12 protein-coding genes are annotated in these 16,356 nt (G+C 41.2%); 7 read left to right on the top strand and 5 right to left on the bottom strand.

Features of this window, described 5'->3' with window-relative positions:
• Positions 1–3,385 (bottom strand): YSIRK-type signal peptide-containing protein (locus Q9Q35_RS09435; protein ID WP_304653132.1); only part of this gene is annotated, 3,385 nt, incomplete at its 3' end.
• Between the two features lie 377 nt (positions 3,386–3,762).
• Positions 3,763–4,164 (bottom strand): hypothetical protein, encoded by a 402-nt coding sequence (locus Q9Q35_RS09430; RefSeq protein WP_304653131.1) that lies wholly within the window; start codon positions 4,162–4,164, stop codon positions 3,763–3,765.
• 244 nt (positions 4,165–4,408) lie between these two features.
• On the opposite strand from Q9Q35_RS09430, the gene Q9Q35_RS09425 reads away from it, so the two are divergent.
• Together Q9Q35_RS09425 and Q9Q35_RS09420 are read left to right on the top strand one after the other, a co-directional pair.
• Complete coding sequence (locus tag Q9Q35_RS09425; RefSeq protein WP_304653130.1) at positions 4,409–5,413, top strand: LacI family DNA-binding transcriptional regulator; 1,005 nt, start codon at positions 4,409–4,411, stop codon at positions 5,411–5,413.
• A gap of 165 nt (positions 5,414–5,578) precedes the next feature.
• Complete coding sequence (locus Q9Q35_RS09420; protein WP_304653129.1) at positions 5,579–7,495, top strand: glycoside-pentoside-hexuronide (GPH):cation symporter; 1,917 nt, start codon at positions 5,579–5,581, stop codon at positions 7,493–7,495.
• 178 nt (positions 7,496–7,673) lie between these two features.
• Here the strand turns inward: Q9Q35_RS09420 and Q9Q35_RS09415 are convergent, their stop codons facing one another.
• On the bottom strand, positions 7,674–9,593 hold the full coding sequence (locus tag Q9Q35_RS09415; RefSeq protein ID WP_304653128.1) for a PTS glucose transporter subunit IIABC: 1,920 nt from the start codon (positions 9,591–9,593) through the stop codon (positions 7,674–7,676).
• Between the two features lie 196 nt (positions 9,594–9,789).
• Between Q9Q35_RS09415 and treR the strand changes: the two genes are divergently transcribed.
• Both treR and treC read left to right on the top strand, forming a co-directional pair.
• Complete coding sequence (gene treR / locus Q9Q35_RS09410; protein ID WP_304653127.1) at positions 9,790–10,509, top strand: trehalose operon repressor; 720 nt, start codon at positions 9,790–9,792, stop codon at positions 10,507–10,509.
• 9 nt (positions 10,510–10,518) lie between these two features.
• Positions 10,519–12,180, top strand: a complete 1,662-nt coding sequence (treC, locus tag Q9Q35_RS09405) for an alpha,alpha-phosphotrehalase (RefSeq protein WP_304653126.1) — start codon at positions 10,519–10,521, stop codon at positions 12,178–12,180.
• Between the two features lie 114 nt (positions 12,181–12,294).
• Here the strand turns inward: treC and Q9Q35_RS09400 are convergent, their stop codons facing one another.
• Positions 12,295–12,660 carry a PaaI family thioesterase gene (locus Q9Q35_RS09400; RefSeq protein WP_304653125.1) on the bottom strand — a complete coding sequence of 122 codons (366 nt, stop codon included), beginning with the start codon at positions 12,658–12,660 and terminating at the stop codon, positions 12,295–12,297.
• A gap of 36 nt (positions 12,661–12,696) precedes the next feature.
• Between Q9Q35_RS09400 and menB the strand changes: the two genes are divergently transcribed.
• From menB to Q9Q35_RS09385, 3 genes are read left to right on the top strand one after another with little or no spacing between them, the layout of a single operon-like run.
• Positions 12,697–13,518: a 1,4-dihydroxy-2-naphthoyl-CoA synthase gene (gene menB, locus Q9Q35_RS09395; RefSeq protein ID WP_304653124.1), complete on the top strand. Its 822-nt coding sequence runs from the start codon at positions 12,697–12,699 to the stop codon at positions 13,516–13,518.
• A complete protein-coding gene (menE, locus tag Q9Q35_RS09390; protein ID WP_304653123.1) occupies positions 13,518–14,930 on the top strand; it encodes an o-succinylbenzoate--CoA ligase in 1,413 nt (470 codons plus the stop codon). The genes menB and menE overlap by 1 nt, the downstream gene beginning before the upstream one ends.
• Positions 14,923–16,098: an MFS transporter gene (locus Q9Q35_RS09385; protein ID WP_304653122.1), complete on the top strand. Its 1,176-nt coding sequence runs from the start codon at positions 14,923–14,925 to the stop codon at positions 16,096–16,098. The genes menE and Q9Q35_RS09385 overlap by 8 nt, the downstream gene beginning before the upstream one ends.
• A 36-nt stretch (positions 16,099–16,134) precedes the next feature.
• Here the strand turns inward: Q9Q35_RS09385 and Q9Q35_RS09380 are convergent.
• On the bottom strand, positions 16,135–16,356 hold a 222-nt coding region (locus tag Q9Q35_RS09380; protein ID WP_304653121.1), incomplete at its 5' end, for a chloride channel protein.

Genomic DNA, 16,356 nt, shown 5'->3' with positions numbered 1-16,356 from the left:
TCGGGTTGTTGTCGCTTGCCTTTAAGGTAACTTTTTCTGGTAGATCTTGGTTCGCTACTAATTCATAGTTAGCTGGGGCTTCATATTTTGTAGGGAGCGTTTGATCGGTCACACCATCTAAAAGCTGACTCTTCACTTCTTTACCATTGTCATCTACATCGATATATTTGATCAATACTTCTTGAGCATTTGCTGTGTAATCGATCGTGACTGGTGAGTTTTCATCATCAGCTGTCACCGTTGCTCTCTCTACTGTAGTTTTATTTGGTGTATAACCTGGCACTACTGGCACGGTGTATGCGTCAAATTCTTGTGCTGGGCTCCACTTGTCCCAATCAATAGAACCTGTCACCCGATCCTTAGTACCAGTACGGGTAAAGGTTGCTTTTTGAGTTTCTTCTTTTTTTGTCCCATTTGGCATGTTAACTGTGATCGTCCGAGTCACTGTTTTCTTATCAGGGATCTTTTCTAGTTTATGTTTTAAATGAACTACAAAGACTTGCGGTGCATCTTCCGCATTGAAATGTGGGTCAACTACATCTGCTAATTCGTCTGAGACTAGTTCATAGTTTTTATCACGATATGCTTTGATCTTTTCAACATTACTATGTTCGATCGCTGCATCCGTCACACCTTGGATGTCTTCTTGGTCTAAGATCTTTTTCTCATCATCATCCATATATTGGACTAAAGCATGTTGTTCTAGTGGTATATACTTAACATCGATCTTTTTACCATCTTCTTCATCAGGTGTGACTGTTTTAGCAACAACTTTACCATTTTGGATCTCAGCTGGTGTTTCATCGATCTTATATCCCTTGTACGATGGTAATGCTACTTCATCAAAGTTATCATAGACCCAATCACTAGTTGGGATGATCTTATTAGTTACCCTGTCACGTATAATATTTCGCGTCAAAGTAGCTGTTTGCGACTTATTTTCATCTTTTTGTTTAGGATGGTGGATACAGATCTTACGTGTGATCTGCTTAGATTCGCTTTCCGCATTCTTACCATGAACTAATTTGACTGTAAACGTCTGTGTTTTTGAATCATCATCATCAAAATCGACCGTTGGAAATCCTTGATCGTTGACGTCATATTCATAGCCTTTATCTTTCAAAGCGTGGATCTGTTTAGCTACTTTTTCATGTGAGATCTCAGTATTGTGAACACCAGTTTCAACTGTTTCCAAATCGTTTCCTTGATCATCAGTAATATACTTGTTATCTGTCTCATCCCAATACTTGATTTGCGCAACTTGAGTATCTTTACCATAGTTGAGTACTGTATCCTGGCTTAGATCACTTGGTTGAACAACTTCATCTTTTACATGATGACCCTTGATCGTTGGAGCTACGATATCTTTGATCTTAGTTGCATCGTTAGCATCATTTTCATAGTCAACAGTCGTTAACCTGTTATCTTGGCTGTCTTTAGCAATGATCTTGCCCAACTTGTGGTAAATGATCGTTTGTGTAACATTTTTTGGTTCAGCTTTTTTGCTGCTAAAGCTTTTTGTTGTTGCATAATAACCAGCGATCACTGGGCTAGTTACTGCAGCATAGCTATCTTTACTTGGAGAAGTCTGCTTGGTAATTTTGTTTGTATGGATATCGCGCTTAGTTATCGTTGTCCAAGTGATCGTTTGTGGTTCAGCGGCTTTAAGTTCTTTGCCATTTTCATCAACAAATTTCGTCGTTAAAGTATAAGTATCGGGGGTCACCTTTGTTTCGATCCCACGATAGATATACTTGATCGATCTGCTTAGATCACTAGGAAGCTCTTGGGTCTTTACCAAAGTGTATTCGATGTTACCTTGAGGAAAGTTTTGAGGGATCGTTGGTAGGCTTGCCTTAGCAGCATCATTTGTATCATTGACATATTGTTTTTGGCCTAGATACTTGCCATTTTCATCATAAAGCTCAACGCTACCTAACTTACGATATTCATATGTGATATCGGTAGTTTGTTGGACGTATGGGTTAGAGATATGATATGTTGCTCTATCACCAGAGTATAACAAGCTTTGACCTACATTCAAGGTCCCTCCAGTCTCATTAGAACCAGTACTTTCATTGTACAATTTCTCAGCGAACCCCTGATCATCTAGAAATTCATATTGCATAGTTCCTTGGTCATCTAATTCGGTATACTTAACAATCACGCCATCATGGTAATTATTGATTAAAACAATACCCTTGTGAAATTCAGACATCGTACCTTGACTGTTTTCGGCGTATAAGAACTTACCTTCTTCCACTTTAGCATTCTTAGGAACACCCGTCGTGTAGTGTTGCCCTGTCAAACCAGTTTGTGTCTTATAGACGTTGCCGTTAGCGATCTTGGCTTTTTGTTCAACAATTTGTGGGGTATAAATACTTACTGTTGTATAACCATTACCTTCATTGCTTTCGATTCCACTATGACCACCAACAAATATCGGTAAATAGTGTTCCGTGTAATAATTATTCCAGCCAACTTGATAGGTATTAGAGTAAAAATGATCTACTGTGATCGCATTTCTGGAGCCATCGTTAATGATACGCCCTAAATTAAGTTTATTATCTCCATGATGGATAACATACTTTTTTCGCTTAACTTCTTTCTTATAATGCTTATTCAATAATGAACCGCCATCCCAGATCCGATCTGTATTATATTCATATGCATTAAAACTGCCATTGCCCTTCAAGATGACATTACCATCAGCATCTTTACCACGATCAACGGTAAAGACGATCCCACTTTCTCCATCGGTCGAAGCGATCCATTGGAAAACATATTCACTATTTTGGTAGTCGATCTTAAAATCTTCGATCAGTTTTTGCAGATTTGTCCCCTTGTATGTATATTCAGCATAGTCAGGATCAGTAACGTTAAAGCCTTCTTCTTGTTGGTTTTGAGCTTGAGTTGGTGCGGTATAAGCAACTTTACTATCAGTTAGATCAACATTTACTTGTGGCTCAGCTTGTTTTTCAACGTTAAAGGTCTGAGTTTCATCGGCTTTGCTTTCATCAGTTGGTGCAATCGTTTGTTTTTCAGCGCTAGTTGTAGGTTCACTAGTTTCTTTGGCAGTTACTGTTTGCGCTGGTGCTTGTTCTTTGACATCTTCAGTAACTTGAGACTTATCGTCAGCTACTGTTGTGGTCTCAGCTTCTTTAGCTTGAGTTTCAGTACTTGAAGTTAACTCGACTTCTTTAGTTGGTGCACTTGAACTTTCTGTTGTCGCCTCGGTCTTTAAATGATCTTTGGTCGTCGTTGTCGCTTCATCAGCTGATACTCCATTAAAACCAGCAAAAGTAAAACCGATCAAGACAGAAGCGACTCCAACACTGATCTTTCTGATCGCAAAACGTTGTTTCTTTGATTCTAATTTATGCATTAGCAATTTATTATTATTCCGTGATAACAAAACTAAAAGTAGACCTCCTCAGTTATTCAAAAGTATAAAAATAGGGGGCGTATATGATATCTATACTCCTCTACTATTTATCTATAAACATTTACTATAGTACAACTAAAGAGATTTATTTTCGGTAATTTTTTGATATAAACATATAGATTATTTTAATTTTATTTTTAAAAATAAAATTTCGTAAAACATACCTACACTCACAAATAACATTTTTGGACTTTAATACTTAAATAAGCCATACTACTCTTACTTAAATTGCATTTCAATTTAATAAAAAACTAATATTTTTTCCAAAAAATTGACTATAGTTCCACTTGCAAATGAAACCATAGCCAATAAGCTTTTTAAAGATCGTTGCAACGCATGATCGTTAGATGTAGCATAAAATCATTGTATTTATCATCAGCTAGATCACGCCCAACTGCAGTGACTGTTCGTACAGCCAATTCTTCATTTTGATCATACAGATCTGTGCTATCAACACGTAGATCTAGATCGATACTTTCTTCAATATGAATGTGTAATTCAGTCTCGTCATAATCACATTGGTAAAAACCTCGGATCGGTGGTAACGCATCCTTGCTTTGACGTTCACCTTCAAATGACACTTTTTGACTTTGAGCATCGCGTAACATCATCTTAACGTTAAAGTCTGACATCGTTGACATCTCAGCAAATACATAGTAACCACGTGGGATACTCAACTTAACTGTCTTATCGTCTTCCATCAATGCGATCTTATTCATCTTTTCACCCTCCATAAATCCAAAAATAAAATAATTATCTAAAACTTTTTAATGATTTAATTTTATCTTTTTAAGCATTTTTGGGTCAATAAAAACACTTACATTTAGCTTCGACTTAATTCAAACATAACTATTATTATAAAAACATTAAGTTATTTTTTATCCAACTTATACCATAATTAGCAAAAATTACGCCTATAGGGTAAAATGTAACTATAAATATGTAGCAAAGGCAGGTAATATTATGGTAACGATCAAACAAATCGCAGAAGAATCTGGCTTTTCACAAGCCACCGTCTCACGCCTATTAAATGAAGATCCGACCTTATCCGTTTCCCCTGCCACTAAAAATAAGATCCTCACAGTGGCAAATAAACTCGGCTATGGTAAACGCCAAAATAAATTTCTTATCTCACGTAAGATCGCACTTTTGACCAGTTTCACTGCTGAAGAAGAGCTTCAAGATGTTTATTTCAACACTCTAAAAGAACTTATCCTAGAACAAAGTAAAAATGCCAACTTAGAGATCGACATCTTTCATGATCTTGATCATTTGATAGCTAAGGGCAAAAATTACGAAGGCTTTATCGGGATCGGTGCAGATGAACTTTCCCCAGAAAAGCTAGCTAAACTCCATGAAGTCACACCGATCGGGATCTTTTTAGATATCAATCCATATCCAGATAAATTTGACTCCGTCCAACCCGACCTCTCCCAAACTATCTTAGATGCCCTCGACTTATTACAACGTGCTGGTAAAAAACGGATCGGTTTTATCGGAGGTGTCGGTTCGATCATGGGACAACACAACTATCGCCAAGACCCGCGGGCTTTTGCCTTTGAAAACTGGGCTAAGCGTTTAAATATCTTTGATGAAAGAGATTATTTCGTCGGCGGCTCATTTACAACCTCAAATGGTTATGAACTCGGCAAAAAAATCATTGCTACCTTAGGTCCCGATCTCCCAGATGCCTTTATCGTTGCTTCTGATTCCCTAGCGATCGGTGTCTTACAAGCTTTCAACGAAGCTGGGATCCGCTTGCCACATGATACTGCGATCATCAGTATCAATAACATTGAAGTCTCACAATACGTTTCGCCACCATTGACGACTTATAGCATCGACCAAAAAGAACTCTGTCAGACCGCGATCAATTTATTATGTGATGCCTTAGAGCGTCCTGACCGCGCCAAGATCCATGCTTTCGTCAATACTGAATTAGTGATCCGTAAAAGTTTTACCTTATAAACCCTAAAAAATCGCATTCTATCAAGGATGTGATTTTTATTTTACCATTTTTATGTAATTATTTTAGTAATTTAGTTTACTTATTAAGTAAAAAGTTGTATGATGATTTCTGTAAACGATTACAGATATTTTTAGCTATTTGCTTAGCTTTTAGGGGGAACGTCAATGGAAAAACATGCATCAAAATCATTTATCTCCAAGTTCTCATTTGCAATGGGCAACTTGGGGCATGCAGCTTTTTACGGCTTACTGAGCAATTGGTTCATCGTCTTTGTTACGGCGGGATTGTTCAGTGAACTAGCACCTGCGATCGCTAATAAATTGATCGCTTTGATCACCGGTCTGATCGTGGTGATCCGGATAATTGAGATCTTGATCGATCCGCTGTTAGGAAATATTGTGGATAATACTCAGACTAGATGGGGCAAATTCAAACCTTGGATCATTGCCGGTAACCTAGTCAGTGCTGTGATCTTAGTAATACTTTTTACTGGTATCTTTAACCTAGCCAATATCAATTGGATCGCCTTTGCCGTATTATTTGTGATCTTGTTTATCACTTTAGATGTCTTTTACTCATTTTCCGATGTCTCCTATTGGGGCATGGTACCAGCCTTGAGTGAAGATAGCAAAGAACGGGGCGTCTACACTGCCTTAGGAACTTTGACAGGTTCGATCGGGTGGAACGGTCTGACCGTCATCGTCGTACCCGTGGTGACCTATTTTACTTATGTTGCCACCGGAAAGCACACACAAGGTGCTCAAGGTTGGCTAGCATTTGCGGTCATCATTTCGCTTTTAGCTATCGCCTGTGCATTTATCGTTGCTTGGGGGACTGAAGAAAAAGATAATCTTATCCGTAATGCTGCTAAGCAAAAAACGACGATCAAAGATGTCTTTGTCGGTCTAGCCAAGAACGATCAGATCCTTTGGGCTAGCTTGGCATACTTTATGTTCTCCTTTGCTAACGTGGTCACAAACGGTGTCTTATACTACTTCTTCAAATTCGTCTTGGGTAAGCCAGAGACCTTTAGTTTGGCGGGCTTTATTGCGATCTTAGTCGGTTTTATGACCTCACCTTTGTATCCTGTCTTGAATAAGTTCATCCCAAGAAAGTGGCTCTTTTCCTTTGGACAATGTTGCATGATCACTTCATACCTGATCTTCATCTTTGCCCGTGAAAATATGGTCCTTTTAGTCATCGGACTCGTCTTATTCAACATTACCTTTGCCCAACTCGTAACAGTCCTTACCTTAACAGATGCGATCGAATACGGGCAGTTAAAGACGGGTGAACGTAACGAAGCAGTCGTATTAGCCGTTCGTCCGATGATAGATAAATTAACAGGCGCCTTTTCTAACGGGCTCGTCGGTTATATCGCGATCGCCGCTGGCATGACTGGTTCAGCTACTGCTGCTGATATGACCACTAAAAATATCCGAACTTTTGAAAGCATGGCCTTTTACATCCCACTTGCTTTAGCGATCTTGGCTCTGCTGATCTTTTTGACTAAGGTCAACTTGACCGAGAAAAAACACGCTGCGATCGTTGAAAAACTCAAGGATAAATTAGCTACTGGCAATGAGACTTTTGGACTTGAAGCTAAGTCCGTTCCACTAACTGTCAGTGATACAACTAATGTCTTAGCTCCAGTCACTGGTTTTGCCAATGCTTTACCAAGCAAAGCTGCACCTGATTTTGATGCAACTGGTTTTGTGATCGCTCCACTTGATACCAAAGTCTATGCTCCATTTGACGGTACAGTCCGTTTTACATTCTCCACTAAACATGTCTTAGGACTGGTTGCTGATAATGGACTAGAAGCGGTCATCCACGTGGGGATCGATACGGTCAAATTACGTGGCGAAGGTTTTGTCACACATTATACTGACGGTCAAACCGTCAAAGCTGGTGATCTGTTGTTAGAATTTGATCCAGCTGTGATCAAGGCAGCCGGACTCAGCGATAATGTGATCGTCTTTTTCACACAACCTAACCGCATCACAAATTTGAAACTTGATGTCAAACACGAAGTGACTCACGGGCAACTTCTTGCTCAGGTCACCATAAAACAAGGTTGAGCTTTCAACCACTTAAATAGGCGATCAGGACACTCACCTCGTGTCCTGATCGCCTATTTTGTCGTGCTCCCAAATGCAACCCCTAGAAAATAACGATGCCTTAAAAACGATGCAAAAAGCGCATCTTTCTTAAGACACCGTTATTTTTACGGGGCTACCCGCATTTGTCCGCACTGATCTATTTTGGAGTTTTTTTCTTTTCTACTTTTTTGCCCATTTCCATTTCATCGTTGTAACCCCAGAACCAGGTCACTAAGAAACTGATGATCAAAGCGGCTGCACTTGAGAATAAGAAGGCATAGAAACTGTTTAACTCAGTTGGATGTGCTGGGTTGAAAAATGATGGAAAACCGATCAACGAACCTGTAAATCCAAACATCGAACCGTGCATCAGACCCGTGATGAACCCACCCACAGCTGAACCGATCAAACCTGAGATAAAAACTTTACGATAGCGTAAGTTGATCCCATAGATCGCTGGTTCTGTTACCCCGCAGAAAGCAGAGATAGCAGCTGCGATCCCTAATGATTTCATATCATTTTTACGTGACTTGATCGCTACAGCTAATACAGCTGCACCTTGAGCGACCATGGTAACTGAGATGATCGCATTCAATGAACTTTCGCCACTAGCAGAGATCTGTTGTGCCACCAATGGAACAACGCCCCAGTGTAGACCAAAGATAACTAGCAATTGATAGAAACCACCAATGATCAAACCACCAGCCCAGCCAGAAGCATGCACTAACCAATTGATGAAATCAGCGATCCCGTTAGCTGCACCTTGAATGATCGGACCAGTAACAACTAAAGTGATCACAGAAACAACTAAAACAGTGATCAATGGATTAAAGATCATTTGAAGATAGTTTGGTAAAGTCTTCTTCAACCAATCCCCTAACTTCTTAGCCATCCAAGCTGCTAAGATCATCGGGAAGATCGAATATGTGTAGTTTAAGAATTGGAAGTGGAAACCACCGATCGTAAACATATCCTTAAACTCACGGCCCCAGTCGACTAACTGTGGATAGGTCAAGACGCCCCCGATCACAGCTGTTACGATCGGATCACCACCTAAACGTTTAGCTGCAGCAAAACCAACCAGAACTGGCAAGAAGTAAAAAGCAGAATCGGCGATCGCACTGACTGTGATATAAGCCGTATCCTTAACATTCAACAAACCACCTAATTGTGGCAAGGTCAATAAAGCTAATAGCCCTTTGATGATACCTGCCGCAGCGATCACACCAACTACTGGACTCATCGAACCCGTGATGACCCCGATCAAATTGCTAAAAGCACGGCTCACTGGATTTTTACCATCATCTTGTGTGGTCGTTTCAACAGTTTCTCCTTCACCTAAGCCCGGTAATTTCTTCATTACTGCATCAAAGACGTTCGTTACTTCATTTCCGATCACGACTTGGTATTGACCTGAAGCGTGCATCACGTCGATCACACCATCTGTCTCGCGTAAAACATCATCGTTGGCAAGCTTTTCATCTTTCAAATAAAAACGTAAACGAGTAATACAATGGATCAAATTATTGATATTTTCCTTGCCACCAACATTTTCGATGATGATATCAGCTAGTGCATCGTAGTCACGTTTGCCAGCTTTTTGTTTAGCTTCTTTAACATAAGCTGTTGCGACCGTTTGACCAGCCGTTGCTTCTAATTCTTCAACATCCAAACCTTCTAACTTATCAGCTGAATTCGTGATGATCACCATGATCGTGGTTTGAAGACCAGCTAAACGGATATTTTCCAAGGCCATGTTAGCGATCTCTTGCCCAGCTTGGACTTTATCTCCAGTCTTGATCTTTAATTCAAATGGTTCACCGTGTAAGCCAACGGTATCGATCCCCATGTGGATCAAGACTTCCAAGCCTTCTTTAGTCAAAATACCGATCGCATGTTTAGATTCTGCGATCATCGTGATCTCCCCAGCAACTGGGGCTACGATCTTTTCACCAGTTGGCTCAAGTCCAAATCCTTGACCCATCATCCCAGTCGAAAAGACTTCATCTTGAACTTTATCTAGTGCAATGGCTGCCCCTGTAGCAGGTGCACCTAAGACTACTTTGTTCTTAGCCATTTTATTTCCCTCCATACGTAACACTAAAAACGTTTTCACTTAACTTCACCAATAACTATACATGGTGTCTATACATGTTGTCAACATTTTTTTGTAATCATTTACAAAGCTGGTAATATAAGCATTTTTTTATTTTGCACATGTACGGACAACTATGCTACAATGAAATAGAAAATTACGTTAAGGATGTGAAGTTATGGCTTTAAAACATGAAATGATCGCTAACGACCTCGCCGAAAAGATCAAACATCAACAATTTTGTCCAGGCGATTTTTTACCTAGCGAAAAACAATTAAGTGAACTCTATGGCGCTTCACGTGAGACAACGCGTAAAGCACTCAACCATTTGACAGAATTAGGTCTGATCCAAAAGTTAAAAGGCAAAGGGTCATTAGTGCTAGATATTCAAAAGTATACCTTTCCGATCTCAGGGATCACTAGCTTTCAAGAACTGAATCAAGCTTTAGGACTTCACGCAAAAACCGAGGTCTTACGGCAAGAAAAAGTCAAAGCCCCTGAATACTTTGGTAAGACACCGATCACGGCTCAAAAAGCGATCTTTATCGAGCGCCTACGGATCATTGACGGTTCACCTGCCGTGTTAGATCAAGATTATCTCTTAGATCCACCGATCAGTGAACTACCAGCAGAGGTCGCGGCTAACTCGATCTACGCCTATTTAGAAAAAAAATTAGGCCTTGAGATCGACTATGCGACCAAGGAGATCACGGTTGAAGAAGTTCCTAAAGATATCGCAAAGTGTTTAGAACTTGGGCCAAATGAACCAGCTGTGATCGTGCGAAGTCTTTCTTACCTAAGTGACACTACTTTATTCCAGCTGACAACGTCATATCATCGTCCCGATAAATTCAAATTTATCGATTTTGCCCGCCGAAAGAAATTAAGCACTAACTAGGAGGAAGTTATGAAGACAAACCTTGGTGAAAAAGTTATCTACCAAATCTATCCAAAATCATTTTACGATTCAAATAATGATGGTTTTGGCGACTTGCGTGGGATCATCGACAAGATCTCCTATCTAGCCAAACTCAATATCGACATGATCTGGTTCAATCCATTTTATGTCTCACCCCAAAATGATAACGGCTATGATATCGCTGATTACCGCCAGATCGATCCTCGATTTGGCACGATGGCTGACTTTGAAGAACTAGTTGCCAAACTAAAAGAAGTCAAGATCGATGTTATGTTGGATATGGTCTTGAACCACTGCTCGACTGAACATGAATGGTTCAAACGTGCGCTTGCTGGTGAAGAAAAATACCAAAAATATTTCTATCTGCGTCCAGCTAAAGCAGATGGTTCTTTACCAACTAACTGGCAATCAAAATTTGGCGGTCCAGCTTGGGCTAAGTTTGGTGACACTGAGCTTTACTATTTACACCTTTATGATAAGACCCAAGCTGACCTAAATTGGCACAACCCAGACGTACGTAAAGAAGCCCAAGATATCGTAAATTACTGGCGTCAAAAAGGGGTCAAAGGCTTTAGATTCGATGTGCTAAACGTGATCGGAAAAAACGAGATCCTTGTTGATTCCACTGATCCTGTCCAAGAAAAGATGCTCTACACAGATACGCCGATCGTGCACCAATACATCAAAGAATTGAACGAAAATTCCTTCGGGCAAGACGAAACGATCATCACTGTCGGTGAAATGTCTTCCACTAATTTTGCTTCTTCGATCAAGTACTCCGATCCTAAAGAACATGAACTCTCCATGGTCTTTACCTTCCACCATTTGAAAGTCGACTACAAAGATGGTGAAAAATGGACCAAGATGCCTTTTGACTTTATGGCACTCAAAAAGCATCTAGCTGATTGGCAAACTCAGATGGATCAAGGTGGTGGTTGGAATGCACTCTTTTGGAACAATCACGATCAACCATTTGCGCTCAATCGATTTGGCGATCCTCTAAACTATCGGATCAGATCCGCCCAAATGTTAGCAGCAACGATCCATCTTTTACGTGGTACTCCATACATCTACATGGGTGAAGAACTGGGAATGATCGATCCAACTTATACAACGATCAATGACTATGTTGACGTTGAAGCTTTGAATGCTTACGAAAGTTTATTGGCCCAAGGACATAGTGAAAAAGAAGCTTTCGCGATCGTCTTAGCTAAAGCACGCGATAATTCACGTACACCAATGCACTGGGATGATAGTGAATTTGCTGGTTTTTCCAACGTTGAGCCGTGGTTGATGCCAACTGGACAAGACAAGATCAACGTAGAAGCCGAATTAGCGAGCGGTGCGATCTTTAACTTCTATCAAAAGCTGATCGCACTCCGCAAACAAGAGCGCTTGATCTCCGAAGGTCATTTCAAATTACATCTAGCAGACGATAAACAAGTCTTTGCCTTTGAGCGTTATCTAGATGACAGCGACGACAAGTTATTAGTCTTAAACAATTTCTATGGCACAAAGACTACAGTTGCGCTAGCTGATCTAGCTGGCAAAGCAGGTAAAGTTCTCCTTTCCAATTACGACCGCGACCTAACATACTGGCCAGATACGATCACACTAAAACCATATGAAACATTAGCATTTAAAGTGTGAGGCAAGGCGGGGGGCGCCGAACACATTTCAATGTGCGCCACCGCATAAATACATTTAAATTTAGATCAAAAAACTGGTATCAAGATTTCATTTTGCACGATCTTGATACCAGTTTTAATTTTGCGAAATATTTGTCAAAGTCACAGTGCTCAAGCTTGTCAGCTGTTTTTCGTTGTAGATCCGCACTTCCCATGTCTGCAATTTTGTACCTATATGCACGGGGAGCGCCTTTGCAGATAGGGATCCACTTCTGGCTTTGCGTAAGTGTTGTGTGGTAATATTGACACCGACAGCGACCTGCCCTGACGCTAAGTTTTCATTTGCGCCAAGAGAAGCTGCTGTTTCTGCAAGGACTGCATTGATCCCGCCGTGAACTAGACCATATGGCTGTAAGAGCTTAGCTGTGATCGGCAGTTCGAGTTTCACGTAGTCTTTTTGCAAAATTATCGTCTTTATCCCTAAGTTTTCTAATAAATTCATCAGCTACACCTCGTTTAGCTAAAAAGGAGTTATTTTATGTCAAATATCAAGTGGGAAACCATCAAGCAATATTCTGAGATCTTATTTGAGCGCAATGATAAAGTTGCTAAGATCACGATCAACCGTCCAGAAAAGTTAAACGCTTTTACTCCAGTCACCGTTCAAGAAATGATCGAAGCCTTCAGCATCTGTCGGGATGACAGCACGATCGGTGTGATCATTTTGACTGGTGCTGGCGACAAAGCCTTTTCTTCTGGAGGCGATCAAAGTATCCGTGGCAACGGGGGCTATGTTGGTCCAGACAAGATCGCTCGCTTGAATGTTTTAGATCTTCAACATCTAATTCGTATTATACCAAAACCTGTGATCGCGATGGTCAAAGGTTGGTCTGTCGGCGGTGGCAATGTTTTGCAACTCGTTTGTGACTTAACGATCGCTGCTGATAATGCTCAATTTGGTCAAACTGGTCCTAAAGTCGGCAGTTTCGATGCTGGTTACGGTTCTGGCTATCTTGCTCGCGTCATCGGGCATAAGCGCGCTAAAGAAGTTTGGTTCTTAAACCACTTCTATAGTGCTAAAGAAGCTTACCAAATGAATTGGATCAACAAAGTCGTACCTCTAGCCGATATCGAAGCTGAAACTATGGCTTGGGCTCACGAATTACTTGAAAAATCTCCAACTGCACTTCGCTTTATCAAAGCAGCCATGAACGCTGATACGGATGGCCTAGCCGGCTTACAACAATTTGCTGGCGATGCCACGATGCTCTTTTACACTACTGATGAAGGCAAAGAAGGTCGTGATGCCTTTAATCAAAAGCGTAAACCAGATTTCGATCAGTTTCCAAAATTCCCTTGATGCAAACGCAAAATTGGCTCTTAAAACAAGCGAGTTTAAAACCAAATTCCCCAGCTGTCATCACTGAAGAACAAAGTCTGACCTTTACCCAATTAGCCAAACTCGCCGCTAAAAAGGCCGGTCAGATCGCCCAGGTGACCTCAAATCCCCGTGTCGGTCTTTTGGGTGATAACTCGCTAACGACCTATGTTTTAGCGCTTGCATTATTATTTTCGAAAAAAACGATCGTCTGGCTCAATTTTCGCTTATCAACTACCGAACTGTTGGCGCAGATAAACGATAGCCAGCTTGATCTGTGTTTAGTCACTGATGAGCTATGGCGGCCCGAATTTACTGAGCCCTTTTTACCCTACTCAAAGCTTGAAGTAAGCAAAGCCCCGGCTAAGAATCTCATGGCGACCGTTGATCTTGATGCGATCGCAAGTATCATGTACACCTCGGGGACCACGGGGCAAGCTAAAGGTGTCATGCAAAGTTTTGGTAATCATTTCTACTCAGCAATCGCTTCTGCTTTGAATCTTGGCTTGAGTGCTACTGATCAGTGGCTCTGTGCCTTACCACTCTTTCATATCAGCGGTTTTTCGATCCTTATGCGTGGACTTATCTATGGAATACCTGTCCGTTTGGTCAAACGCTTTGAGCCTAGTTTAGTCGAATCGATCTTAGTCAGTGAACCTGTTACGATCATTTCGGCAGTCCCATACATGCTACAGGAACTATTAAAACAGCATGTTACACCGTATAATCCCCAGTTTAGGCTTGTTCTTTTGGGGGGCAGCAGTGCACCTAAAGAGCTCCTGTTGGCAAGTAAAAAAGCTCAGATCAATGTCGTTCAATGTTACGGGATGACTGAAACTTGTTCGCAAGTCGTAGCCTTATCAAGTGAATATGCGCTTGCTAAACTAGGTTCAGTCGGCAAACCGCTTTTTACTACGCAAGTCAAGCTTGCCCCTACGACTAATGAACTACTGTTAAAAAGCCCTGCCTTGGTCAGCGGTTATCTGAATCGCCCCGAATTATTTGCTAAAAAGCTTGATTCTGGCTGGTATCATACGGGTGATGTCGCTCACTTTGATCACGATGGTTTTCTTTATATCGATGGTCGTTTAGATGAAATGTTGGTCTCAGGTGGCGAAAACATCTTTCCCCAAGAGATCGAACGATGCTACCGTAAATTACCTGAGATCTCCGAGATCATTGTCGTAAGTCGACCTGATCCCACCTGGGGCGAGGTTCCAGTAGCTTTTGTCCGTGGGCAAAAATTAGCTCAAGCTGCCCTGCGTACTTACGGTGAAAAATATTTAGCTCATTATAAGATCCCCAAAGAATTTATTTGGGTCAAAGATTTTCCTAAAACGGCTAGTGGGAAAGTCAAACGGTATTTACTGAGAGGAAGTTTTTTGAATGAATAATAAAACTACACGCAACAAAGTTTGGAATTTTTGCGTGATCTACCTAGGCTATATGTTACTTTTTGCCGACCGAACAGTCTTTAACTTAGCTTTGGCTGGGATCGGCAAAGACTTCAACATGTCCCCGGCAGCTTTAGGGGCTGCTGGAAGTGCCTTTTTCCTGGGTTATACATTGATGCAGATCCCTGGTGGCTACTTGACCGACCGTTTTGGCTCACGTGCGATCGTTATCTTTACTTTGATCTCATGGTCACTGCTGACTGGTTTTACCGGGCTAGCTTGGTCTTTTAGCGCTCTAGTCATCATTCGCTTTTTATTTGGAGTCGCGGAAGGCCCCTACCCCGCTGCCGCTTTAAAGCAAGTAGCCCAAGATCATCCCAAGAAAAAACGCGCCCAACTAACTGCCTTATTGATGTCTTCAAATTATGCAGGAGCTGCGATCGCACCCTTCATTATCGTTCAAGTCATCGCTGCTAGCGGTTGGCGTAGTGCCTTTTATTATCTCGGAGCTTTTGGGATCATCTTAGTCAGCTTATATGCTTTGAGTGACCGCAGAGCAGCTACCGATACTAAAAAATCCACTACCCATAAGATAAATTGGCGAAAACTTGATGCACGTGTCTGGTTATTTGTGATCTTAGGACTAGCGTTGAACGTGATCACGAAAGGTTTAGAAACTTGGATGCCGATCTATTTTTTGACTTCACAGCATTTGGAACTTAAAAAATTAGCTTGGCTCGTTCCACTACCAACGATCGCCGGTGGGATAGCCGCTGCGATCAGTGGTTATCTCATGGTCCATCTCTTCAAGAAAAAAGAAGTCTTGATGCTGATCACCGCCTGTGTCTTGACCTTATTATTCATGTTTGGCTTATTCAGATCCCAAAGTCTATTTTGGATCGTTTCATTTCAGATCCTGACTTATTTTGCTAAATCATTAGCTTTCACTGGGATCTTTGATTTTGCTTCACAAGTTCTCCATGATGATAGCTACGGTTCAGCGATCGGGATCATTAATTTTGGCGGACAACTCGGAGGCTTTGTCGGACCATTACTGATCGGTTGGATCGTTCAACTGACAGGTTCATATTCAGCCGCCTTTTTAGGGCTAGTGATCAGTGCGGTCATTGCCGTGATCACTAGCTTTTGTATCAAACGCGATCGATAATAAAAATGACTTGATGGAAAACACATCAAGTCATTTTTATTTAAATTGCATTTCTTCACGTAAAGCAGTATAGATCGGACGCCCCCCTAAAAGCGTATCGACCGTATAGGCGATAAATGTTACAAAGACTAATGGGAAAACTGATGCTAATGAACCCGCCATTTCAGTCAATAAGACGATCGCTGTAAATGGAGCTTTTTCGATCGCTCCAAAATAAGCCGCCATCGAGATCAAGACCAACCCCAAGACTTGACTGTG

This window comes from uncultured Ligilactobacillus sp. (assembly GCF_948826705.1).
Lineage (GTDB): Bacteria > Bacillota > Bacilli > Lactobacillales > Lactobacillaceae > Ligilactobacillus.
This window is presented reverse-complemented; position numbering and strand designations above follow the sequence as displayed.

Coding starts and splice junctions, on each gene's coding strand:
- Q9Q35_RS09415 (WP_304653128.1), bottom strand. CDS start 9,593: ATGGCTAAGAACAAAGTAGTCTTAGGTGCACCTGCTACAGGGGCAGCC.
- treC (WP_304653126.1), top strand. CDS start 10,519: ATGAAGACAAACCTTGGTGAAAAAGTTATCTACCAAATCTATCCAAAA.
- treR (WP_304653127.1), top strand. CDS start 9,790: ATGGCTTTAAAACATGAAATGATCGCTAACGACCTCGCCGAAAAGATC.
- Q9Q35_RS09400 (WP_304653125.1), bottom strand. CDS start 12,660: ATGAATTTATTAGAAAACTTAGGGATAAAGACGATAATTTTGCAAAAA.
- Q9Q35_RS09420 (WP_304653129.1), top strand. CDS start 5,579: ATGGAAAAACATGCATCAAAATCATTTATCTCCAAGTTCTCATTTGCA.
- menE (WP_304653123.1), top strand. CDS start 13,518: ATGCAAACGCAAAATTGGCTCTTAAAACAAGCGAGTTTAAAACCAAAT.
- Q9Q35_RS09425 (WP_304653130.1), top strand. CDS start 4,409: ATGGTAACGATCAAACAAATCGCAGAAGAATCTGGCTTTTCACAAGCC.
- menB (WP_304653124.1), top strand. CDS start 12,697: ATGTCAAATATCAAGTGGGAAACCATCAAGCAATATTCTGAGATCTTA.
- Q9Q35_RS09430 (WP_304653131.1), bottom strand. CDS start 4,164: ATGAATAAGATCGCATTGATGGAAGACGATAAGACAGTTAAGTTGAGT.
- Q9Q35_RS09385 (WP_304653122.1), top strand. CDS start 14,923: ATGAATAATAAAACTACACGCAACAAAGTTTGGAATTTTTGCGTGATC.